19 protein-coding genes, 1 tRNA gene and 1 pseudogene are annotated in these 21,533 nt (G+C 67.2%); 12 read left to right on the top strand and 9 right to left on the bottom strand.

The window, feature by feature from the left end; all coding sequences use genetic code 11:
• Positions 1-312, top strand: a pseudogene (locus tag NQJ30_RS17695) (hypothetical protein); the annotation flags it as partial.
• Between the two features lie 207 nt (positions 313-519).
• Here the strand turns inward: NQJ30_RS17695 and NQJ30_RS17690 are convergent.
• Genes NQJ30_RS17690 through NQJ30_RS17675 form a run of 4 tightly spaced genes read right to left on the bottom strand, consistent with a single transcriptional unit; the run spans position 520 to position 3,086 of the window.
• Positions 520-1,203: an HAD-IA family hydrolase gene (locus tag NQJ30_RS17690; RefSeq protein ID WP_255771522.1), complete on the bottom strand. Its 684-nt coding sequence runs from the start codon at positions 1,201-1,203 to the stop codon at positions 520-522.
• Positions 1,204-1,217: 14 nt separating this feature from the next.
• Positions 1,218-1,592, bottom strand: a complete 375-nt coding sequence (locus NQJ30_RS17685) for a VOC family protein (protein WP_255771521.1) — start codon at positions 1,590-1,592, stop codon at positions 1,218-1,220.
• 54 nt (positions 1,593-1,646) lie between these two features.
• Positions 1,647-2,282, bottom strand: coding sequence for a uracil phosphoribosyltransferase (gene upp / locus NQJ30_RS17680; protein ID WP_255771520.1), 636 nt, complete (start codon positions 2,280-2,282; stop codon positions 1,647-1,649).
• 12 nt (positions 2,283-2,294) lie between these two features.
• Complete coding sequence (locus NQJ30_RS17675) at positions 2,295-3,086, bottom strand: phosphatase PAP2 family protein (protein ID WP_255771518.1); 792 nt, start codon at positions 3,084-3,086, stop codon at positions 2,295-2,297.
• 60 nt (positions 3,087-3,146) lie between these two features.
• Here NQJ30_RS17675 and NQJ30_RS17670 point away from each other — a divergent pair, with 60 nt between their 5' ends.
• A complete protein-coding gene (locus NQJ30_RS17670; protein WP_255771516.1) occupies positions 3,147-3,653 on the top strand; it encodes a nucleoside deaminase in 507 nt (168 codons plus the stop codon).
• A gap of 180 nt (positions 3,654-3,833) precedes the next feature.
• Here NQJ30_RS17670 and NQJ30_RS17665 read toward each other — a convergent pair whose 3' ends face one another.
• From NQJ30_RS17665 to NQJ30_RS17650, 4 genes are all read right to left on the bottom strand, one after another.
• Complete coding sequence (locus NQJ30_RS17665) at positions 3,834-4,934, bottom strand: glycosyltransferase family 4 protein (RefSeq protein WP_255771515.1); 1,101 nt, start codon at positions 4,932-4,934, stop codon at positions 3,834-3,836.
• Positions 4,935-4,936: 2 nt separating this feature from the next.
• The gene (locus NQJ30_RS17660) at positions 4,937-5,332 is read right to left on the bottom strand and encodes a 6-pyruvoyl trahydropterin synthase family protein (RefSeq protein ID WP_255771514.1); all 396 of its coding nucleotides are present in this window, start codon (positions 5,330-5,332) and stop codon (positions 4,937-4,939) included.
• A gap of 3 nt (positions 5,333-5,335) precedes the next feature.
• Complete coding sequence (locus NQJ30_RS17655) at positions 5,336-6,379, bottom strand: zinc-dependent alcohol dehydrogenase (protein ID WP_255771512.1); 1,044 nt, start codon at positions 6,377-6,379, stop codon at positions 5,336-5,338.
• 165 nt (positions 6,380-6,544) lie between these two features.
• Entirely contained in the window at positions 6,545-8,236 is a 1,692-nt protein-coding gene (locus NQJ30_RS17650) for an HNH endonuclease signature motif containing protein (RefSeq protein WP_255771511.1), read from the bottom strand.
• Between the two features lie 183 nt (positions 8,237-8,419).
• On the opposite strand from NQJ30_RS17650, the gene NQJ30_RS17645 reads away from it, so the two are divergent.
• From NQJ30_RS17645 to NQJ30_RS17630, 4 genes are all read left to right on the top strand, one after another.
• Positions 8,420-8,509: transfer RNA gene (locus tag NQJ30_RS17645), tRNA-Ser, on the top strand.
• A gap of 338 nt (positions 8,510-8,847) precedes the next feature.
• The gene (locus NQJ30_RS17640) at positions 8,848-9,411 is read left to right on the top strand and encodes a M23 family metallopeptidase (protein ID WP_255771510.1); all 564 of its coding nucleotides are present in this window, start codon (positions 8,848-8,850) and stop codon (positions 9,409-9,411) included.
• 174 nt (positions 9,412-9,585) lie between these two features.
• Complete coding sequence (locus NQJ30_RS17635; protein WP_255771506.1) at positions 9,586-9,981, top strand: hypothetical protein; 396 nt, start codon at positions 9,586-9,588, stop codon at positions 9,979-9,981.
• 82 nt (positions 9,982-10,063) lie between these two features.
• Positions 10,064-11,281: a cation:proton antiporter gene (locus NQJ30_RS17630; protein WP_255771505.1), complete on the top strand. Its 1,218-nt coding sequence runs from the start codon at positions 10,064-10,066 to the stop codon at positions 11,279-11,281.
• A 1-nt stretch (position 11,282) separates the two neighbouring features.
• Here the strand turns inward: NQJ30_RS17630 and NQJ30_RS17625 are convergent, their stop codons facing one another.
• The gene (locus NQJ30_RS17625; protein ID WP_255771504.1) at positions 11,283-11,627 is read right to left on the bottom strand and encodes a hypothetical protein; all 345 of its coding nucleotides are present in this window, start codon (positions 11,625-11,627) and stop codon (positions 11,283-11,285) included.
• Positions 11,628-11,791: 164 nt separating this feature from the next.
• On the opposite strand from NQJ30_RS17625, the gene NQJ30_RS17620 reads away from it, so the two are divergent.
• The 6 genes from NQJ30_RS17620 (at position 11,792) to NQJ30_RS17595 (ending at position 21,474) form a co-directional block, all read left to right on the top strand.
• A complete protein-coding gene (locus NQJ30_RS17620; protein WP_255771503.1) occupies positions 11,792-12,868 on the top strand; it encodes an NAD(P)H-dependent flavin oxidoreductase in 1,077 nt (358 codons plus the stop codon).
• A gap of 131 nt (positions 12,869-12,999) precedes the next feature.
• Positions 13,000-13,611, top strand: a complete 612-nt coding sequence (locus NQJ30_RS17615; protein WP_255771502.1) for a hypothetical protein — start codon at positions 13,000-13,002, stop codon at positions 13,609-13,611.
• A gap of 89 nt (positions 13,612-13,700) precedes the next feature.
• Entirely contained in the window at positions 13,701-14,453 is a 753-nt protein-coding gene (locus tag NQJ30_RS17610; protein ID WP_255771501.1) for a YcnI family copper-binding membrane protein, read from the top strand.
• A gap of 104 nt (positions 14,454-14,557) precedes the next feature.
• Positions 14,558-15,196: a DUF4232 domain-containing protein gene (locus NQJ30_RS17605; RefSeq protein ID WP_255771500.1), complete on the top strand. Its 639-nt coding sequence runs from the start codon at positions 14,558-14,560 to the stop codon at positions 15,194-15,196.
• Positions 15,197-15,332: 136 nt separating this feature from the next.
• Positions 15,333-20,525 (top strand): Lhr family ATP-dependent helicase, encoded by a 5,193-nt coding sequence (locus NQJ30_RS17600; protein ID WP_255771499.1) that lies wholly within the window; start codon positions 15,333-15,335, stop codon positions 20,523-20,525.
• Entirely contained in the window at positions 20,518-21,474 is a 957-nt protein-coding gene (locus tag NQJ30_RS17595) for a DNA-formamidopyrimidine glycosylase family protein (RefSeq protein WP_255771498.1), read from the top strand. The genes NQJ30_RS17600 and NQJ30_RS17595 overlap by 8 nt, the downstream gene beginning before the upstream one ends.
• Positions 21,475-21,533 lie beyond the last annotated feature (59 nt).

Raw genomic sequence — 21,533 nt, 5'->3', positions numbered from 1 at the left:
GTCAATGACCCTGCCGGAGCCCAGGCTTACGCCGCCGGTCAGTTGGCCAGCTACGGTTGGGCAGCCGACCAGATGCAGTGCCTGCAGACGCTGTGGAACAAGGAATCCGACTGGACCACCACGGCCACAAACCCCAGCAGCGGCGCCTACGGGATTGTCCAGTCCCTGCCCGCCGAAAAGATGGCGAGCGCCGGCGCTGACTACCTCACCAATTACCGGACCCAGATCAACTGGGGCCTGAACTACGTCAAGGAGCGGTACCAGTCGCCGTGCGGCGCGTTGAGCTTCCACTTGTCGCACAACTGGTACTAAAACCCCGCATCGCTCCGGAAGCCGACGGTACCCGGGGCTCCGGTACTCCGAGCGCCCCGGCACCCCGTGCGCTCCGGCGCATAACCCGCAGCAGCGCCCAAACCACCGCAGGCCCCGAATCCCCCGGTTCGTGGCCTGCGGTGTTTAGGGCACAGAGCCGAAGTAAATACCCAGAATCGGATTTAACACACAGAGTCGGAAGCTAGCTCACAGCCGGAAGGAAATGACGCGGCGCCCGGCCGCATCCGCGTCCACGGAGACACTGACAGCCGTGTAATCCTGGACGTGGAGGACACCCTCGGGCAGGTGGCCGGTGTTGGGCCCCACCGCCACCGTCCGAATTCCGGCCGCCACGCCCGCTGCAATCCCGGCGGGTGCGTCCTCGAAGACCACAGCGTCAGCGGGCTCAATCCCCAACAGGGAGGCAGCTGTCAGGTAACCTTCCGGATGCGGCTTGCCGCGGGTGACAAGATCCGCTGTCACGGCAGTAGCCGGCATGGCCAGCCCCGCCGCGTCCATACGGATCTCGGCCAGGATCCGGTCCGCCGAGGTCACCAGTGCCATGGCATCGGCGGGAAGGCAGGCCATCAGCCGGGCTGCCCCCGGGAGCGCGACGATCCCTTCGGTCCGCACACGCTCCATGTCGCCCAGTTCAGCCGTCAGGGCAGGGACATCCGCGTCCGCGGGAGCGAAGCGCCGCACCGTGTCGATGGCCTGCACGCCGTGCGAAGTCCTCAAGATCTCGGCGATGTCCAGGCCATAGCGGCCTGCGAATTCACCCCAGACCTGCTCCACCACCGCCGTGGAATCCACCAGCGTGCCGTCCATGTCGAAAAGGACTGCACGGCAGGAAAACGTGCGGGTGTTGGTGCCGGGAGCAGGGTGGTTCATCGTTCCATCTTGCCCTACGCCCCACGTCCGGGAATGTACTGCACGGCCCACTTGTTGCCGTCGGGATCCGCGAAGTAGACAAAATGGCCCCAGTCCTGCACATCTACATCGCTCACGTCCACCCCGTTGGCCTTGAGCTGGGCGTGGGCGGCCTGGATATCACCGACCACCATCTGCAGGCTCGGTGCCGTACCCGGCGGGGCGTCATTGAGTCCCTCGCCGATGCAGATGGAACAGGCGGAGCCCGGCGGCGTCAGCTGAACAAAGCGGATACCGTCGCTGGGGCGCTCGTCGTAATCAGCGTTGAAGCCCACCTTGTTGACGTAGAAATCCTTCGCGCGGTCCACGTCGGACACAGGGACAAAAACAAGTTCAAGTTTCCAGTCCATCCGCACAGGCTAGCGGCGGGCTCCCGGATCCGGAAGACCTTGAATATATCGGTGTTAGCCGGCGATGCCGTAGAGGCGGTCCCCTGCGTCGCCGAGCCCTGGCACAATGTAGGACTTCTCGTTGAGTCTTTCGTCGATGGAGGCCAGGACGATGGTCACGTTAGCGTCGGAGAGTTCCTCCTCCAGCTTTGACAGGCCTTCCGGCGCGGCCAGCAGGCAGATGCAGGTGACGTCCGAGGCGCCGCGCTTGAACAGGAACTTAATGGCTTCGCGCAGGGTGCCGCCGGTGGCCAGCATGGGGTCCAGGACGAAGATCTGCCGGTCGGTGAGGTCCTCGGGCAGGCGTTCGGCATAGGTGATGATGTCGAGCGTTTCCTCGTCGCGGGCCATGCCCAGGAAGCCCACCTCAGCGGTGGGGACCAGTTTGGTCATGCCTTCGAGCATGCCGAGGCCGGCGCGAAGGATGGGGACCACCAGCGGGGTCGGCTTGGTGAAAGCTGTACCCACGGTGGTGCTGACGGGCGTTTCGATGGTCACAGGCTGGGTGCGCACATCGCGGGTGGCCTCGTACGCCAGCAGTGTCACCAGCTCTTCCGTCAGCATCCGGAAGACCGGAGACGGGGTGTTCTTGTCCCGCAGGACGGTGAGCTTATGGGCGACCAGCGGGTGGTCCACAACGAGAGTGCGCATGGGTCAAAACTATCATCCGGCGTTGCCCTTGCCGTGCCCGGTAATGCCGCGCTCTTCCACCACATCTCGCACCACAGGCCGGTCAAACGTGGGTGCGGGCCCGCGGTGTTCCCGCCTCCGGAAGAAATGGAACAGGCGATGGGCCAGGATCACAATGCCCACCCAGGCCAGGCCGAGCAGCCAAGCGGCAATAACGTCGGTGAGCCAATGGTGCCCAAGGAAAACCCGGCTTAGTCCCATGGCAATGATGAACAGCGTTCCGCCGGTGATCATGGACACCCGGACCATCGTCCGGTGGAACTGGAGGCACGCCAGGTAGACCACCAGTCCGATGACCACCGTGGTGTTCAACGTGTGGCCGCTGGGGAAGGACGGCGAGTTTTCATAGGGCGGAACAGCATCGGCGTGGTCCGGCCGGGTGCGTCCCACCAGCTTCTTCCCCACGGTGGTGGCGGTAACGGAAAACGCCGCGGCTCCGCCCACCAGGATCAGTGGCCGCCACGTCCGTCCCATATACGTCAGCCACGCGACAAGGAGGGTGGCAACTATGGGCATTCCGATGCCGCCACCGATATTCGTAAACCCGGTCACCACCGAATCAAGCCACGGGGTCCGCAGTTGTTCGGCAAGGGACAGGGCGGGTTTGTCCAGGTTCGCCAGCCCGGCGTCGTCCACCACGTTGTCGTAGACCTCGGCACCCAGGACGGCCAGCGTCACGATGATCACGCCGCCGATCAGCAAGGTGATCGTCAACGCCGCATAGGGCTTAAACCATTTCCTCAACCGCTGCGAAAGGGTGTCCACGTGGTGCTCCTGGCGTTAGTGCGTGGCAAACCGGATATCGTTCGAAACTATCATTGAGCCATGGTGCCCGGCGAAAGGAAACACAGCGAGTGGATGGGCCTTGCCCTCGACGAAGCCCGGCGCGCACTGGCCACGGAAGACGTGCCCATCGGCGCCGTTGTCCTGGGGCCCGACGGCGGCGTGCTGGGTTCCGGACGGAACCAGCGGGAGGAACTCGGCGACCCCACCGCCCACGCTGAGGTGGTGGCCATCCGAGAGGCTGCGGAGAGGCTGCGTGCCCGGTCAAAGCTTGAGGGGGGCTCCGGGGATGGCTGGCGGCTGGCGGACTGCACGCTGGTTGTCACGCTCGAACCGTGTGCCATGTGCGCCGGAGCCGTTGTTCTGGCCAGGATTCCGCGGGTGGTTTTCGGGGCCTGGGACGAGAAAGCCGGGGCGGCCGGATCCGTGTTCGATGTCCTCCGCGAGCGCCGGCTCAATCATTGGGTGGAGGTCTACGGCGGCGTCCGGGAGGACGAGTGCGGGGCCCTGCTCAGGGATTTCTTCGCTACCCACCGCGGCAAGCCGTAGGTATCGCGGCAAGACCTGGGCACAACGACACGACGCGGGCATCGCGGCAAAACCGGGGCATCCTGACGATGCCGGGCCTAACTGAACGACGCGGGCGTCGCGGCAAGACCGGCAAACTAACAGCGCTTCGTCCTGGAGCCCGGGGCAGGTTGGGGCGTCTTGTTCATGACTGCGTTTTGGTTATGACTGCGTTTTGGTTATGACTGCGTTTTGGTCACGCCTGATGCGGCACGTCCGGCTGACCCCCAGGATCGCCGCTACCTTGCCTGCTGTTGATTCCCATCGGGGCATATGTTCCCGGGCGGCCAGCGCTGCGGCTCGCCAATCTGTTCGGAGAGCGCCGTCCGATAGCCACTCCCGGATGGTCCCTGCGAGAATCTCCGGCTCGCCGCCTTCGCTGCCGGCAAGGACGACGGCGGTTCCCGGCGGGGTGGGCCGGGAACCCATGCCGAGTGCTTCCACAGCCCCGGTGCCGGCACGGACGATCACCGGGATTCCGCGCGCCAGCGATTCCGTTACCACCAACCCAAACGCTTCGGCCCTGGAGACAAGCACGCTCAGGTCGGCCCGGTTCCATTCATCCGCCAGTGCGTCTCCGGCGAGCTGGCCGGTGAGCCGGATCCGGCTGTCCAATCCGTGCGAGGATACGGCGGCCTGGAGCTGCGCCGCGTAGGCGGGGTCGGCGTCGACTGTGCCCACCAGGGACGCTGTCCATGCCAGGTCCTGGAGTGTGGCGAGCGCTTCCACCAGGAGTGTCTGGGACTTGTTGGGCAGCAGCGCGGCTACCGAGACGATGTGCGGAGGGTCCGAACCGGCCGCAACCGGCGCAGGATCCGTGCCTGGCGGGGCCACCAGGGCGGCCAGTCCGTGGCGTTCCCTGACGTGGTCCGCGGCCGACGTGCTGCTGCAGATCACGCCGGCGGCAACCTTCAGCGCCCGCCGTTCGCCGTCGGCATGGCCGGGGAAGGGCATATGGAGGAGGATCCATGCACTGTGTCCCGCAGCGGCGGCAGCCTCCAGCTCTTCAGGGGCACCGCACGCGATGAGCCCGTCCACCACGGTGACTTCGGCCGACGTAATCCGAGCCTCAGTTTCGACTGCTCCCAGCAAGCTGCCCAGCCGCCGTCGGTCGCTGCTCCGGGCATCCGGCCATTCCCCCTCCACCGGGAGAACCTCGACGTCGAAACCCAAAGTCCTCAACCCCTCGACGAGGCGGGCGTTGTAGACGTTGCCGCCGGAGATATGGCGGATGTTGCCGGGAACCAGGAACCTGACGCGCATGGTCAGGCGGACAGGTCCAGGGAGTAGGAGGCCCAGGCGTCAGGATTTTCGCGCACGGTGACGTCGAGGCCTGCGAGCTCGCGGCCGTCGGCATCGTCCTTGATCTGCCCTGCCACGGCCCGGGCGATGTATTCGGCCAGCGCCTCGGTGGTGCTCAGCTTGCCGGCGAAGTCCGGGTGCTCGTCGAGGTTGGTGTAGTTGAGCCCTGCCAGGACGCCTTCAACAATTCCGCCGGCGGCTCCGATATCCAGCACGATCGCGTCCTCGTTCAAAGCACGACGCCGGAACGTCACCTCCGCCACGAAGGTGGCCCCGTGAAGGGCCTGGGCGGGGCCGAAGACCTCGCGGGGGAGGCTGTGGGCGATCATGAAATGTCGGCGGATAGTCAGGCTGAACACGGGCTACGTCCTGTCTTCGGGGGCTGGGTGACTGTACTTTTCTGCGTTGGGGTATTCGATCACGTGACACAAAGCTTCGAGCTGTCCGTCGGCCAGTTTCTGTACAACGGCGGGCAGATCCGCGAAGGGAGAGGCGCCTGTGAGGAAAGCGTCGAAGACGGGGTCCTTGAGGAGGGATATGGCAAGGTTCAGGCGGTCGGCGGTGGTTCGCCGGTGCCGCCGCGCCCGGGCCACAACGCCCACCTGACTGGCCCTGATGGAGAGCCGGCGGGCATGGAAGTCCTCGCCGAGCGGCACTGTGACGTCGCGGTTGGCGTACCAGGACATTTCAATGACATCGGCCTCGTCGCCGGCCAGTTGCAGGCTGCGTTCCAAGCCTTCCTGGGACGCCGAGCAGTGAAATACGATGTCGCAGTCCGCTTCGGCGTCATCCGGGTGGGCAAATTCCACGCCCAGCATCTCCGCCAGTTGCTTCCGTTCAGGGTCCAGATCCACAAGCTGCAGGCGTGCCAACGGGAACGTGCGCAGGAGCGTGGCCACCATTCCGCCCACCAGCCCGGCACCGACGACGGCGATCCTGTCACCGAGTCTCGGCCCGGCTTCCCAAAGTGCATTGACGGCTGTTTCCACGGTCCCGGTCAGCACGGCACGGCGGGCGGGGACGTCGTCGGGAATTCTGGTGAGCGCGGCGGTGTCGATGACGTAGCGATCCTGGTGGGGACTCAGGCAGAAGACCTTTTGACCCATCCACTCGTCCGGGCCTTGTTCAACGATGCCGACGGACAGGTAGCCGAACTTCACGGGGGAAGGGAACGATCCTTCCTGGTGTGGCGCACGCATTGCCTCAGCCACCCGCGGCGGGACGGAGCAGGTGTGAACCACGATTTCCGTGCCTTTGCTTATCCCGGAGTAGAGCGTGCGGACCAGCGCTTCACCCGGTCCCGGGGGATGCAACGGTTCGTCGCGGAGTTCGCCGCGCTCCGGGCCGGTGGTCCAATACGCCGTCGCCTGAGCTGCCTGAGGGGTTGGTTCATCTGAAGTAGTCATCTTCCTTACGAATCTAGTCCGCCCGGGGTGGCTGGCGGAACCGCGCAACGCTGATGGCAGTGATGCCATTCATTGGTGCTCCTCATTAAGTGGCGGCGTCACTCTTTATGGCCCCGCACTAAGCAGCTTCCACCGGATCGATGGATGATCCGGTAACTGGACTGCTCAATCGCCTGATTCTGCGGGCGCGTGTGACTCCTCAGCCAGTTCTTTAGTCGAGCTGACATTGCTGCTGGGTGGGTTGTCGGGCCAGGTGGGTGGTTCCCAGTCGGGTGGTTCGCTTTGGTATTGGCGTCCGGAGGGTGAGATCCAGCCGGGTGGTGTGTCTTGGGTGGGTTCGGTGGGTGTCCAGGCGGTGGTGTGGCGGAGCCTGTGGTGGCGGTGGCAAGGCTGGCCAAGGTTTGAGACCCCGGTGGTCCCGCCGTCGGCCCACGCGAGGATATGGTCGGCTTCGTTATCCAGGGACTGGTTAGTACAGCCCGGGAACGGGCATCGCCCGTCGCGGAGCCTGAGCCATTGGCGTTGGGCTTTGGTGACCCGGTAGCTGGACCGGCCGATCTCCAACGGTGCCCCGTCACGGGGGTCGATCAGGACCCGGTGGAAGGAGTCTGCGCCGTCGGCGATCAGTCGCCGGGCCATCGACGGCGGGATCGGCCCGTACCCGTCCAGCATCGCCGGTTCTCCCGTCACTCCCAGTAACGCCATCACCGGGACCGTGATCAGCACCTGCGCCCGCGGCGACGGCACACCAGCACCCCCACCGGCGCCGGGGCCGGCTCCACTGCCCGGGCTCCCGGATTCTCCGGCCGAACCGTCGGCGTTCGTACCTGCTATGGCGGACAGGCCGTCCGCGGCCCCGGCGGTACCGCCGGTGCGGACGGGTTTGGCGGCGTTAAAGTCGGTGAACGCGCTATCCGCGCTGGAACCTGTCCCGTCGGTTTGGACGGTGGCAGCGTCCGGATTCCTCTCCAACCCCCAGCCGGTGCTGCTGGGGCGATCCTCTTCGGGAGAGCACTCGAGTGTTCCGCCGAGGAGCCAGGTTGCTGCGTTGTCGGCGCGGAGCTGGGTGAGGGTGCGGTCCTCGCGCGGGCCCTGCATGGCCCGCGCGGCGGCGGTGGTCCGCTCCCAGATCCCCGACGCGGTATCGGCCGGCAGGTAGGCCGAGAGCCACGCCATCCCGTCCCGGTCCGGGGCAAACACCACCCGCCGGTCCGTTACGCATTTGGCATAACGCTTTTCGATGCTCACCGGGTGGTGCCGCTCCCGCCACAGCCGCGCCCTGGCCCGGAACCGGCCGGGAACCAGTTCCCCGACCGGACAACCCCGCGCCGGGCTTACCGCATCCGGGCCGAGAAAGTGCGCTTCCAACGCCTGCGCGCCATCGGGCCCGAGGCTGCTGGCCTCGTCCACCATGATCTGGGCGTGCTGCCACGACACCGTCCCGGCCTCCAACGCCGCCATCGTCAGCGGCAGGGCCGTGGTCAGCTCCCGGGCTTCGACCAGCAGGCCCGCGGCGGCCGACTCTCGGACGGTCAGGGCACAAGCGACCTCCGCGATGACGGCCATCTCCTGGGCGGTGTTCTCCTGCGGGGACGCACGAGGCGGCGCCTGGGCTTCCACAGCACGGGAGTAGCCCGCCGCAAGGTGAACTCTCAGTGCTGATGCCTGGGCGTCAATCCGGGCAGTCTCAGCCAACCCGTCGAGGAAATCATTGGCCAGCACCCGCAGCGGATCAGCGCCCCGGTCGTCCCCGCCTGTGCCGAACCCGATCGGTGCTTCTCCCCGCAAAGCCGCGGCAAGCGCAGTGGCAGAAGCCGCCAAGGCCTCCGCCGCTTCCACCGCCGCTCTACGATCCATACCCACATCATCACGCGACAGTCCGGCGCTATACGTTAGGAAAAGCTCGTATGTGGATAACTTTGCGTCAAAGGAGCTTGATGTCCGCGCAAGGGCATCCAAACGGCGGGTAAACCTCAAACCGCAGCCGAGTCATCAGCCGTTTTGGGGATGTGAGCCTTGCTCCGGTACCCTAGTCAGGTTGGTGACGTGTCCGAGCGGCCGAAGGTGCAACACTCGAAATGTTGTTTGGTGTCAAAGCCAACGTGGGTTCAAATCCCACCGTCACCGCCAATAAGAAAGGCCCCGGTTCCCTGTAAACACAGGGAACCGGGGCCTTTTGCTTTGTCGGGGACGTTCTGCTTGGCGCTGCCCTCCTGCGGGCAGGCACTCAGGCAGGCACGCCGGTTCCGGAGACCCTTACCGGCCCCGTTGCCCGATCCCACCGAGTCCAGGACCATGTGACTATGCCTCGCCGCAAAGCGCCCTTCATCGCAACAGCAGCCAGCCTTAAGGTGCCCGGTCCTAGACAGGGCCCCGCCAGAGGCTCCTCGGAGCCTCCCGCCGATGCAGTGGTGCTGGAACTGCCTTTTAAAGGGAGTTGGCGGACGGAGAACAGCCCCGCACGTCGTGTGCCGAGTCACGGTACCTACGCACTCGGAACCTCCCACGCGATCGACTTCGTCGCAGTAGACGATGCCGGCAGATCCGCACCCCGTACGTGGCGCTCCCTCATCGCCGCGGAACCCCCTGAAGTATTCATCGGTTTCGGGCAACCGATCCTTGCGCCGGTGTCCGGGACCGTAGTCGCTGTCCTTGACGGCCAGCCGGATCATGAAGGTCGCCGATCACAGCTGCCTCTCGTCCCCTACATGCTTGGCCAGGCTGAACGGGTCCGTAAGGGTGTTCCGGCCGTGGCAGGGAACCACGTCGTGATCGCCGCAAGTCCCAACGGACCCTTCGTGCTGCTGGCGCACCTACAGAAAGGCACGATCCGGGTACACCTTGGACAGGCAGTGATGGCGGGCGACCCCGTCGGCCAGTGCGGCAACTCCGGCAACAGCACCGAGCCGCACGTGCATGTCCAAGTAACTGATTCGACGGACTGGCCTCAGGCTCGCGGACTCCCGCTGGCGTTCCGTGGCCGTGACGGGACTGTGTGGGTGCCCGGTGAAGCTGAAATCGTAAGGGCGTGATCCTGCTGTGCGGTTCGGCGTCCGCTCGCCAGGAAATCGCTGCAATGACCAGGGTCGCAGCCGACACCGACAACACTTCCCCGTAGCGACTTCGTTCAGCGTTGACCGTCCTCGCAGTGCGTACGTACTGTTGAGCACCATCATCCGCGCCGCGGAGCCACCAAGGAGGACGCCATGCACGGTGAAGACAAAAGCGAAGTGCTCTGGCTGCCGACACCCGAGGACCAGGATTATCCGAATGCGTCCGGCTACCTGTCCCTGCTGGGTACGGACGACGTGGTCAGTGCCCTTGTCTCGGCGCTCAGGGACGCTCCGATCGAGCACCGCAAGGCCAAAGACATCCTCCGCGCCGCCCGGCTGGTGCTGCTGCCCCCGGACAACGCCCATGTGGCTTCGGACCTGAAGAAAATCAGGGACGGCAAACGGCTCTCGCCCATCCTGATGGTCTGCGGCGACCTGGCCAGCGGCGTTCCCGCGCAGGTGGCGGACGGCTACCACCGCGTCTGCGCCAGCTACTACACGGACGAGAACACGGACATCCCGCTCAAACTGGCCCGGCTGCCCCGGTAACTGCCATTGGGTTCCCCGGGGCGCCAAACCGCAGAACGCCGACCGCACGAAGCAAGCCACAGAACGCCAGGAGAGGAGGCCCGTGTCATTCTTTCAGCTTTCGCTGATCGCCACCGTTGCCCTGCTCGGCCCGCTCCTCGCGCTGCCCCAAAAGTGGCACCTTCCCGTCGTGCTGGGGCAACTGCTGGCGGGGATCGCCATCGGGCGGACGGGGCTGGGGCTGGTGGATTCCGCGGATCCCACGTTCACCTTCGTCGCCGACGTCGGATTCGCCCTCATCATGTTTGTCGCCGGGTCGCATGTCCCGGTCCGGGATAAGGCAATCCGGCCTGCCCTAGGCGCTGGAGCCCTCCGGGCAGGAATTGCCGCAGTGCTCGCTGCCGTCGTCGGAACCCTTGTTGCCCTGCTTTTCGGGACAGGCCATGCACCTTTGTACGTGGTCCTGCTGGCATCCTCGTCCGCGGCACTGGTGCTCCCGATCATCGATTCCCTGCGGCTGTCCGGGTCGAAGGTCCTGACCACCACGGCGCAAGTGGCGATCGCCGATATCGCCTGCATTGTGGCGCTCCCGCTGGCCGTCGACCCGCCCAACGCCGGCAGGGCAGCCATCGGAGCCGCCGCCGTTGCAGCGTGCGCACTGATCCTTTACTTTGTCCTCCGTGCCCTGGAGAACAGCGGTACGCGCTCCCGGCTGCACGACATGTCCGAAGACCGGAAGTTCGCCCTCGAGCTGCGGATCCAGCTGGCGTTGCTTTTCGCGCTGGCCGGGCTGGCCGTTGCAGGACACGTTTCCATCATGCTGGCCGGGTTTTCGTTCGGCCTGGTGGTCGCCGCCGTGGGCGAGCCGCGACGCCTGGCGCACCAACTCTTTGCTGTCAGCGACGGGTTCCTTGGGCCGGTGTTCTTTGTCTGGCTGGGTGCGTCGCTGGATTTGCGCGCCCTCACGGGCAGCCCTCGGATGATCCTCCTGGGGGTGTGCCTGGGCTTCGGGACCCTGCTGGTCCATGGGAGCCTGCGGCTCCTGGGCCAGCCGCTGCCACTCGCGATCCTGGCAGCCTCGCAGCTCGGGGTTCCGGTGGCCGCGGCCACCATCGGATCACAATTGCACGTGCTGGAGCCGGGCGAAGCTGCGGCCATGATCCTGGGCGCACTCATCAGCATCGGAGCAAGTGCCGCCGCCGGTTCCCAGGCGGCACGGGCGTTCGGGAAAGGTGCCACCCCGGCTCCCCAAGGGGCAAGTCCGCCCCCGCCAACAAGCCCGCACCCGCCAACAAGCCCGCACCCGCCAACGAAGGCCTAGCTCAGAGTTTATCCGTCTTGTCTTCTCCCCGGTGGCCGCCGCCGCGGAGGTTGTCCTGGACCTTGCCGAAAAGATCCTTGATGGTCGATTCCGTGTTAGTGAGGATGTCCGGCTGCACATACACGTTCTGGCTGCCCGGGAGACTGTAGCTGGACTGCAGGCCGCCGCTTCCCTCCACACCGCGCAAGGCGATGGTAACCCCGCCTTCCTTCCGCGCAATCGCTGCAATCTTGCCGAACACCAGAGTGAATTCGTCCGGTTCGAAGCTGACAGTCAGCCCAACATGGGTTCGGTTGAGTTCGCTGGCCGGAACGGCCTTCTCGTTGCCAGTCCCTGAATAGTTCATGGTGTGTCTCCTGAGATTGTCGGCGACTTTACGCGAGCAGTTTAGCCCGGCCGCCTGACAGGGTACATAGCGTAGCCTCCCCGCGGAGACGGTACGGGCTTGGGGCCCGGCGCGGGCCCTGCGAGACTGGTGCGGAAGCCACCAGCGACCGTCCAGGAGCACACATGACGCCGGAGCACCGCATCCCCACCCACCGGAACCGCCTCACCGAGCTCCTCGGCACGGAGATTCCGGTGGTCCTTGGACCCTTCGGCGGAGTGTCCTCCGTGGAACTGACGGCAGCAGTGAGCGACGGCGGCGGGCTGGGTTCCTACGGCCTGTACGGCTACACGGCCGAGGCCATTCGTGACACCGCCGCCAGGCTCAGGAAGGCGACGGCCAAACCATTCGCCCTCAACCTCTGGATACCCACGGGCGACGAAACCACCTCGGTCCCCACAGAGGACTACGAGAAGTACGCAGAAACCCTGAAGCCCTATTTCGACGAAGTGGGCGTCCCCGTCCCGGACATGCCCGGCCGCTACATGCCCGACTACCACGAACAGGTGGCGGCGACGCTCGAGGCGGGACCCGCCGTCGTCAGTTTTGTCTTCGGAGTCCCTGCCCCGGAACTTGTGGAGGAGGCCCACCGGCGCGGCATCGCGGTGATGGGCACGGCCACCACAGTGGCTGAAGCCGTGGCGCTGGAAGCCGGCGGCGTGGATGCCGTGGTGGCCAGCGGCATGGAATCCGGCGGCCACCGAGTCTCCTTCCTCAAGCCCGCGGAGGAGTCGTTGATAGGAACGTTTGCCCTGGTCCCGCAGGTGGTGGACGCCATCGGGATTCCGGTGATTGCGGCTGGCGGCATTGTGGACCGTCGTGGCTACGCAGCCGCGCGGGCGCTCGGCGCCGACGCGGTGCAGGTGGGCTCAGCCTTCCTCGCCACCCGGGAATCCGCTGCGGTCCCGGCGTACCGGACCATCCTGCACAGCCCTGCCGCAGGCACCACAGTGCTGACCCGGGTCCTCAGCGGGCGGCTGGCCCGTGGCATCCCCAACCGCATCATCGATGAACTGTCCGAGGCCGCGGAAACCGCCCCGTTCCCCGTCCAGAACTGGCTGACCGGCCGTTTCAGGCCCCAGGCCGCGGCGCAGGGCAACACCGACCTGATGTCGCTCTGGGCCGGCCAGGGCGCACCGCTGATCCGGCACGACTCCGCCGCTGACGTCCTCGCCGAACTTCTCGCCGGCAGCCCGGCCTGACGAGCCTTATGTGTCGTGCGTCACAATCGGGTGTTGCATCCAAAAATAGATAGAATCTGAAGATCGCCGTGCAGCGTTGCAGGGCGCAGCGCTTCGGCGCCCACCGGCAGCACCTAACTGAAGGAGGAACAGTGCGCGCCCACCACGCCCCGCCTCCCTTTCACCTGCTGCGCGCCGCCTCGCTCTCCACGGGGATCCTTACCCTTGCAGCCGCGGCCCACGTACTGGGCGGCGGCGATCTTCCGGCCCCGGAAATCCTGCTCGCCGTCCTGGCGCTCTCCGTCCTGGCAGCAACAACGGCCACCCGGCTGAAGCTGAATTTCGCCGCGATGACTGCCGTGCTCGGTGCCGGACAGTTCGCCCTGCATCAGGTTTTCACGGTGTTCAGCGCCCCCGTCGTTGCCTCCCATCCGGCGCCAGCGACCCACCACCTTTCCGCCGCGGCCTTCCCGGTCCTCGACGCCGCCGCGCACGTCCACGCCAGCCCCACCAGCATCCTGATGCTTGCCGCCCATGCCCTGGCCACGGCCGCGTGCGCGCTCCTGCTCGCCAAAGGTGAGGCCGCACTCTGGGCGCTCGCCGCCTGGCTCAAACCCCTCAGCCGGCTCCCCGAAGCAATAGCGCCCGACGCCGGCACCCCCAGGGCGGCGCCCCACACCCCTGCGGTTCTCCCCCACCGCCCCTGGCGGAACCTTAGGCAGGACAGCCGACGCGGCCCGCCTTCCGCCGTCGTACTTTCCTGACCCTGCCCGCACCGGACGTCACCGGACGGCGGGCCCCACCCCGTACTTCCGCATGCCTGCAACAGGCATGCGTCCGAAAGGCACACCCCATGAACATCACCGCACTCCGCCGTACCCTCACCCCGGCAGCCGCCGCTGCCGGCGCCGCCATCCTCCTGCTCGCGGCCGCCGCCGGTGCGTCCGCCCACGTGGGCGTCACCCCGGACAAGACCGCGGCCAACTCCTACGCCCTGCTGACCTTCGGTATCCCGCACGGTTGCGACGAGTCCGCCACCACCAAGGTGGCCATCACGCTGCCGGCCGAACTCAACGACGCCCAGCCCACAGTCAACCCCAACTGGACCGTGGAGAAAGTGACGGAACAGCTCACGGAGCCCAAGAAGCTGGCCGACGGCTCGTCCATCACCAAACGCACCAGCCAGATTGTGTACACGGCCAAAACCCCGCTGGACCACACCCTCCGGGACGCCCTGGTGCTGTCCGTCAAGCTGCCCGACGCGGCCGGCTCCACGCTCTACTTCCCCACGCTGCAGAGCTGCGAGACGGGACAGACGGACTGGTCGGAGATCGCCAAGGACGGCCAGGACCCGCATTCCCTGAAGGCGCCGGCCCCGTCCATCACCATCAGCGCCGCGGCGGACGCCCACGCTGACGGTCACGCGGCCACGACGGCTGCCGCCGGCACCGAACACGCCGACACCGAGCAGGCTGCAGCCGTGACCAGCAGCGGTGCAGACGCCCGGAGCTGGGCAGGCCTGGCAGCCGGACTCGGCGGGCTGGTCTTGGGCGGCGTGGCCTTCGCCCGCAGCAGCTCGAAGCGCAAGGCTGACTCCGCTTCGTAACGTTGCGGGATTTGATGCCCGGATCATCACGATCCGGGCATCAAATCCGCACACGGCCCCGTGGCGTCGTTGACTCCGGTCACGGCAACAACAAAGGTTATGGCATGACGTCTCAGCGCATTCCCCAAGGGTTTTTGATTACGACCGCGGTCGCCGCGACAGCAGTGCTGCTCACCGCGTGCGGTTCGAGCCAAGCGCAGCCGCAGGGGTCCACGGCACCCGGCACCGACTCACCCAGCGCCAACTCCAGCCCTTCCGCTTCCCCGGCCGTTCCGAGCGCATCCCAGTCGCCGGCGTCGTTGCCAACAACCGGCTCCGCCGGCCCCTCACGCTGCAAGGCTGCGTCCCTATCAGCCGCCACGGACGCCACCGGCGGCGGGGCTGCCGGCAGCGTTTACATGTCCCTCACGCTGACCAACAACGGCACCGAGCCGTGCCTCCTGAAGGGGTTCCCGGGCGTCTCGCTCACCGCGGACGCCAACGGTGAGCCCATCGGCGCCCCGGCCACACGCGACGAATCAACACCTGTTGCGGATGTCCTGCTGGCACCCGGGCAGGGCGGCAAAGCGGTACTCCGCTATACCCACGCGGAAAACTACCCGGACTGCACCCTGACGCCGGCGGCCGGTTACCGGGTCTATCCGCCTGAGGACACCGCGTCCCTCTTCCTGCCCCAGCCCACCCAGGCGTGCAGCAATGCCGCCATTGAACTGCTGACCATCGGAGCGTTCCAGCCGGCCTAGGCTGTGCCTGGCCTCCCGGACTGTGGGGCCCGCAGCACGTAGCTCCCTCCTCCGGGGAAAGGTTGAATAATCCTTCCTCCAGGGCCTGGCGGGAGTGACCGGCCATCCTGTCGGTGGGGTAGGGCATGATGGAGGAATGCAGGAGCAGCAACCGCCGGAAGCGGCCCCGGGCGCCCTGACCGGCACTCCCATGGGCCGGTTCAGCCGGCCCACCCGGGACTGGTTCCTGGGCGCCTTTTCGGAGCCGACGCCTGCCCAGGACGGCGCCTGGAACGCCATCTCGTCGGGCTCGCATGCCCTGGTGGTCGCGCCTACCGGCTCCGGAAAGACCCTCGCCGCCTTCCTGTGGGCTTTGGACCGGCTGCTCGTTTCGGCACCCGCCCCCGCTCCTGAGTTGCCGGGGCTGGAAGCCGCTCCGGATGGCGCCGCCACGGGCAAAGCCGCCACCGCCAAAGGCACCCCGGCCAAAGGCAGGCGGCCACGGCCGCCCAAGCGCAAGACCCGGGTCCTCTATATCTCACCGCTGAAGGCCCTGGGCGTGGACGTCGAGCGGAACCTGCGTGCGCCGCTGATCGGAATTACGCAAACGGCGAAGCGGCTCGGGCTGCCCGCACCGCTCATCACGGTGGGCGTCCGGTCCGGTGACACCACCGCGGCGGACCGCCGCTCACTGCTCAGCAACCCGCCGGACATCCTCATCACCACACCTGAATCGCTGTTCCTGATGCTCACATCCAGGGCACGGGAAACCCTCACCGAGGTGGACACCATCATCGTTGACGAGGTTCACGCCGTCGCCGGCACCAAGCGTGGCGCGCACTTGGCGGTGTCGTTGGAACGGCTCGACGCGTTACTGCCCAAGCCCGCCCAGCGGATCGGCCTGTCCGCAACGGTGGAGCCGCGGGAGTTGGTGGCCCAGTTCCTGGCCGGCTCGGCTCCCGTGGAGATCGTGGCACCGCCGTCGCGGAAGAACTGGGACCTGACCGTCTCGGTGCCGGTGGAGGACATGTCAGACCTCCAAGCGGCAGCGGGCGCCTTCGATTCGGGCCCGGCTTCCGGGCTGCAGCCGCAGGCCTCGATCTGGCCCCATGTGGAGGAAAAGATCGTTGACCTGGTGCTGGCCAACCAGTCCACCATCGTGTTTGCCAACTCGCGGCGCCTGGCTGAGCGGCTCACCGCCCGGCTCAACGAGATCTACGCCGAACGTCAGCTCGTGGCGGCCGGCGGCGGCTGGGATTCGGCCGATGCAGTTGAGCCGGTCCGGCCGGGGGTCCCCGCGTCCACGGCCACACCAGCCCATATGATGGCCCAGGCCGGCAGCACAGCAGGAGCTGACCCCCTGCTCGCCCGGGCGCACCATGGCTCCGTCTCCAAGGACCAGCGGGCCCTCATCGAGGACGACCTGAAGTCCGGCCGGTTGCGCTGCGTCGTTGCCACCTCGTCCCTGGAGCTGGGCATCGACATGGGTGCCGTGGACCTGGTGGTGCAAGTGGAGTCCCCGCCGTCGGTGGCCAGCGGCCTGCAGCGCGTGGGCCGGGCAGGCCATCAGGTCGGCGAAATCTCCCAAGGCGTGCTCTTTCCCAAGCACCGTGCGGACCTGGTCCACACTGCCATCACCGTGGAACGGATGCTTGAGGGAAAAATCGAGCGGCTGTTTGTCCCTGCCAACCCCTTGGACATCCTGGCGCAGCAGACCGTTGCCGCCACGGCCCTGGGCAGCATTGACGTGGAGGAATGGTTCGCCACGGTCCGCCGCTCAGCGCCCTTCGCTTCCCTCCCCCGATCCGCGTTTGAAGCCACCCTGGACCTGCTGGCGGGCCGCTATCCCTCCGACGAGTTTGCTGAGCTGCGGCCCCGGATCATCTGGGACCGCAATGCGGGCACCATCGAAGGCCGGCCCGGGGCCCAGCGGTTGGCCGTCACCTCCGGCGGGACCATCCCGGACCGTGGGTTGTTCGGTGTCTACATCATCGGGACCGAGGTTGAGGGCACGGCGTCGCCTTCGGGTGACGGCAAGACCTCCACCCCGTCACCGGCCAAAGGCGGCCGGCGGGTGGGCGAACTGGACGAAGAGATGGTCTACGAGTCCCGGGTGGGGGACATTTTCGCGCTCGGTGCCACAAGCTGGAAGATCGAGGACATCACCCACGACCGCGTCCTGGTCTCCCCCGCCTTCGGCCAGCCCGGCAAGCTGCCGTTCTGGAAGGGCGACTCCCTGGGCAGGCCGGTGGACCTGGGCCGCGCCCTGGGTGCGTTCGTCCGCGAACTCGCGGCGTCCGACGTCGGGCCTGCCACCGAACGCTGTACGGCCAGCGGGCTGGACACGTTCGCCGCGAACAACCTCATCCAGTACCTCAGCGAGCAGAAGCTTGCCACCGAGGTGGTCCCGAGCGACACCACGCTGGTGGTGGAACGGTTCCACGATGAACTGGGCGACTGGCGGGTCATTCTCCACAGCCCGTTCGGCATGCCGGTGCACGCGCCGTGGGCACTCGCCGTCGGGCAACGGCTGCACCAGCGCTACGGCCTGGACGGCTCCGCGATGGCCGCGGACGACGGCATCGTGCTGCGCGTCCCCATGATGGAGGACGAACCGCCAGGAGCCGAGCTGTTCCTCTTCGACCCTGAGGAACTCGAGCAGATCGTCACCGCAGAAGTGGGCGGCAGCGCCCTTTTTGCCTCGAGATTCCGCGAATGCGCGGCGCGCGCCCTGCTGCTGCCCCGCCAAACGCCGGGTAAGCGGCAGCCGCTGTGGCAGCAGCGCCAGCGGTCGGCCCAACTGCTCGATGTGGCGCGGAAATACCCCACGTTTCCCATCGTGCTGGAAACGGTTCGCGAGTGTCTTCAGGACGTGTACGACCTGCCGGCGCTCAAGGACATCGCCGCCTCGGTGGAACGACGCGAGCTCAGGATCGTCGAGACCACCACGCAGCAGCCGTCCCCGTTCGCCAAGTCACTCCTGTTCGGATACGTGGCTCAGTTCCTGTATGAAGGTGACTCGCCCCTGGCCGAACGACGCGCGGCGGCCCTGGCACTGGATTCCACCCTGCTCAACGAGCTGCTGGGGCGCGTTGAACTCCGCGAGCTCCTGGATGCCAAAGTCATCGACGCCACCGAACTCGAACTGCAGCGGCTCGCACCCCACCGGCGTGCCCGCGGCATGGAAGGGGTGGCGGACCTGCTCCGGCTGCTGGGCCCGCTGACAGCCGGGGAGGTGGCAGCCCGCCTGGAACCGGAAGCCGGGCCTGCCGCGGCTACGGTGGCTGGGCCGGGCCCTGTGGCTGAACCGGCCCTGGCGGCTGATTCTGCCGAGACCCCGGTGGAAAGCCCGGTGGCTGAACCGGCCGTGGTGGCTGACGCCGACGGCACCCCGCTGGCTGAGCCCGCCCATAGCCCGCATGCCGATGCCGCCCTGGCCTCTGCCCACCTGGCCGCGCTGCAACGGGCCAACCGGGCCATCAAGGTCAACATCGGCGGGGCGGAACGTTACGCGGCCGTCGAAGATGCCGCCCGCCTGCGCGATGCCATCGGCGTGCCTCTGCCCATGGGCGTGCCGCTCGCCTTCATCGAACCCGTCGCTGACCCGCTCGGCGACCTCGTCTCCCGCTACGCCCGCACCCACGGACCGTTTACTGCCATGGAAGCCGCTGCCCGTCTAGGCCTCGGCGTCGCCGTCGTCGGCACTGCGCTGAAGCGGCTTGCGGCAGACGGCCGTGTGGTGGAGGGCGAGTTCCGCCCGCACGTCACACCGCCGGAAACTTTGGCGGCGGAACCGGAGGGAAAGCCCAAGCCGTTGCCCGGGGAAAACCCAGAGGACCGACAACAGGTACACCAAGAGGAACAGCACCAGGAGTCGCAGCAGCCAACCACCAGCGAATGGTGCGACGCCGAAGTGCTCCGGAAGCTCCGGCGTCGTTCGCTGGCCGCGTTGCGCGCCGAAGTGGAGCCGGTGGACGCCGCCGCGTACGGACGGTTCCTTCCCGTCTGGCAGAACGTCCGGGTCCCGGGGTCCGGGCGCGGACAGCCCGCGTTGCGCGGGCTGGACGGGATTGTCACCGCGATTGACCAGCTGTCCGGTGTACCGATCCCCGCATCGGCGTGGGAGCCGCTGGTGCTGGCCAGCCGGGTTTCCAACTATCAGCCCGCCATGCTGGATGAGCTTATGGCGGCCGGCGAGGTCCTCTGGTCCGGGGCGGGCGCCCTTCCCGGCAATGATGGCTGGGTGAGCATGCATCTTGCCGATTCCGCCGACCTGACGCTGAACCCGGCCGTCGGGTACGAGCCGGGCGATGCGCAACAGCGGCTGCTCGAGCACCTTCGGAACAACGGCGGAGGCTACTTCTTCCGCCAACTGACGGATGTTGCCGGCGGCATGGACTCGGTCCTGAGCGACCAAGACGTGGTTTCGGCGCTTTGGGACCTGGCCTGGGCAGGCCGCATCACCGGGGACACGTTCGCGCCGGTCCGCGCCCTGATCGCCGGCGGCCACACTGCCCACCGACAAGTGGCCCGGGCACCCCGGGCACGGGCACCCCGTCTGAGCCGGCTTGGCCGCTCGCACGGCACCGGTCTGCTGGGATCCCCGGGGCTGGGGTCGGGCGGCCTCGGCGGTGGACGGTACGGCGCCTTGGGTGGCGTGGCGCCGACACCGCCGCTGGCCGCCGGGCGGTGGTCGGCACTGCCGCTGCCTGAACTGGATGCCACCATCCATGCGCGGGCCACGGCTGAGTTGCTGCTGGACCGTTACGGCGTGGTGACGCGCGGATCGGTGATGGCCGAACAGATACTGGGTGGTTTTGGCCTGATGTACAAGGTTCTTGCCAGGCTGGAGGAGGCCGGCCGTTGCCGCCGCGGGTACTTCATTGAACACCTCGGTGCGGCCCAGTTCGCCGTACCGGCCACCGTGGACAGGCTGCGCTCCTATTCCGAGGACACCCAGCTGGCGAAACCGGAACCCGTTGCCCTGGCGCTGGCGGCCACCGATCCGGCGAACCCGTACGGGGCGGCGCTGGCGTGGCCTGCACTTAACGAGGAAGCGGGCACGGGCCACCGGCCGGGACGCAAGGCCGGCGCCTTGGTGGTGCTGGTGGACGGTGCCCTCATTCTGTACGTGGAGCGCGGCGGTAAGACCCTGCTGGTCTTCAGCGACGACGAAGCCACCCTGTCCGCCGCAGCCGCCGCCCTGGTGAGTGTGGTCACCCGCGGTGCTGTGGACAAGCTGATCATGGAGAAAGTCAACGGCCACGACATCCTGGACACAGCCGTGGCGAAGGCGCTGGCCGCGGCCGGAGCCTATTCCACTCCCAAGGGACTGAGGATCCGTGCCTGAGGGGGATTCCGTCTGGCGGGCCGCCGCCCAGCTGCACCAGGCGCTGGCCGGACAGACGCTCACCGCATCGGAGTTCCGCGTCCCGAGGTTTGCCACCCTGAACCTGGCCGGCTGGACGGTCACCGAGGTTGTGCCGCGCGGCAAACACCTCCTGATGCGCGTGCAGGGACCGGAGGTCCAGGGCGCCGGAGGCGAGGAACCGGGTGGCCAAGAACCGGGTGCACCTGGCGCGGGGGGCCAAGTCCCGGGTGAAAGGGCAGCAGGGCGGCAGGCGCCCGCCCCCGAGCAACGCAGGCTAACCATCCATTCACACCTGAAAATGGAAGGCACCTGGCAGGTCTATCCGCCCGGCGGGCGGTGGCGCAAGCCCGGATTCACAGCACGGTGCGTGCTGCGCACGGCGGGGGCGGACGCCGTCGGCTTCTCCCTGGGGATCCTGGAAGTGGTCCGCACCGCTGATGAAGACAAAGTCGTGGGGCATCTGGGCCCGGACCTGCTCGGCCCGGACTGGGACCCGGCCGAAGCGGAACAGCGGATCCGCGCGGCGCCGGATGTTCCTATTGGTGTCGCACTCCTGGACCAGCGCAACCTGGCGGGCATCGGCAACATCTACCGCTGCGAGTCCTGCTTCCTTTCGGGGGTGCACCCGGCGACGCCCGTGTCAGCTGTCCCAGACCTCCGGACCCTCATGACGGACGCCAAGCAACTGTTGGAAGCAAACCTCGGCCCCGGGCGCCGCGTCACCATCCTCAATCCGCGCGGAATGCCGGTGGGACGCATGGCCGGCCGGCCGGGGTACTGGGTCTACCGCCGCGAACACCAGCCCTGTCTCAAGTGCGGTACCCCCATCCGCCGGGGGTTGCTGGGCAAACCCACTGGAGAGGAAGAGCGGGACATCTACTTCTGCCCCAAGTGCCAGCCGGTGGCGGACCAGACGCTCGTTGCCTAGCTGAGTTGTTGCTTCGCTGCCGGCCTAGATGTACTGGGCGCCTAGACTCTAGGTGCATA

The organism is Pseudarthrobacter sulfonivorans, from assembly GCF_024391045.1.
In the GTDB taxonomy this organism is placed as follows: Bacteria; Actinomycetota; Actinomycetes; order Actinomycetales; family Micrococcaceae; genus Arthrobacter; species Arthrobacter sulfonivorans_B.
Note: the sequence above shows the minus strand (reverse complement) of the source record. Positions and strands in the feature narration are given on the sequence as shown.

What these genes read in the sequence shown, in the direction of transcription:
- NQJ30_RS17650 (WP_255771511.1), bottom strand. Translation starts at nt 8,236, where the DNA reads ATGGATCGTAGAGCGGCGGTGGAAGCGGCGGAGGCCTTGGCGGCTTCT.
- NQJ30_RS17625 (WP_255771504.1), bottom strand. Translation starts at nt 11,627, where the DNA reads ATGAACTATTCAGGGACTGGCAACGAGAAGGCCGTTCCGGCCAGCGAA.
- NQJ30_RS17600 (WP_255771499.1), top strand. Translation starts at nt 15,333, where the DNA reads ATGCAGGAGCAGCAACCGCCGGAAGCGGCCCCGGGCGCCCTGACCGGC.
- NQJ30_RS17620 (WP_255771503.1), top strand. Translation starts at nt 11,792, where the DNA reads ATGACGCCGGAGCACCGCATCCCCACCCACCGGAACCGCCTCACCGAG.
- NQJ30_RS17685 (WP_255771521.1), bottom strand. Translation starts at nt 1,592, where the DNA reads ATGGACTGGAAACTTGAACTTGTTTTTGTCCCTGTGTCCGACGTGGAC.
- NQJ30_RS17655 (WP_255771512.1), bottom strand. Translation starts at nt 6,379, where the DNA reads ATGACTACTTCAGATGAACCAACCCCTCAGGCAGCTCAGGCGACGGCG.
- NQJ30_RS17605 (WP_255771500.1), top strand. Translation starts at nt 14,558, where the DNA reads ATGACGTCTCAGCGCATTCCCCAAGGGTTTTTGATTACGACCGCGGTC.
- NQJ30_RS17635 (WP_255771506.1), top strand. Translation starts at nt 9,586, where the DNA reads ATGCACGGTGAAGACAAAAGCGAAGTGCTCTGGCTGCCGACACCCGAG.
- upp (WP_255771520.1), bottom strand. Translation starts at nt 2,282, where the DNA reads ATGCGCACTCTCGTTGTGGACCACCCGCTGGTCGCCCATAAGCTCACC.
- NQJ30_RS17665 (WP_255771515.1), bottom strand. Translation starts at nt 4,934, where the DNA reads ATGCGCGTCAGGTTCCTGGTTCCCGGCAACATCCGCCATATCTCCGGC.
- NQJ30_RS17610 (WP_255771501.1), top strand. Translation starts at nt 13,701, where the DNA reads ATGAACATCACCGCACTCCGCCGTACCCTCACCCCGGCAGCCGCCGCT.
- NQJ30_RS17670 (WP_255771516.1), top strand. Translation starts at nt 3,147, where the DNA reads ATGGTGCCCGGCGAAAGGAAACACAGCGAGTGGATGGGCCTTGCCCTC.
- NQJ30_RS17690 (WP_255771522.1), bottom strand. Translation starts at nt 1,203, where the DNA reads ATGAACCACCCTGCTCCCGGCACCAACACCCGCACGTTTTCCTGCCGT.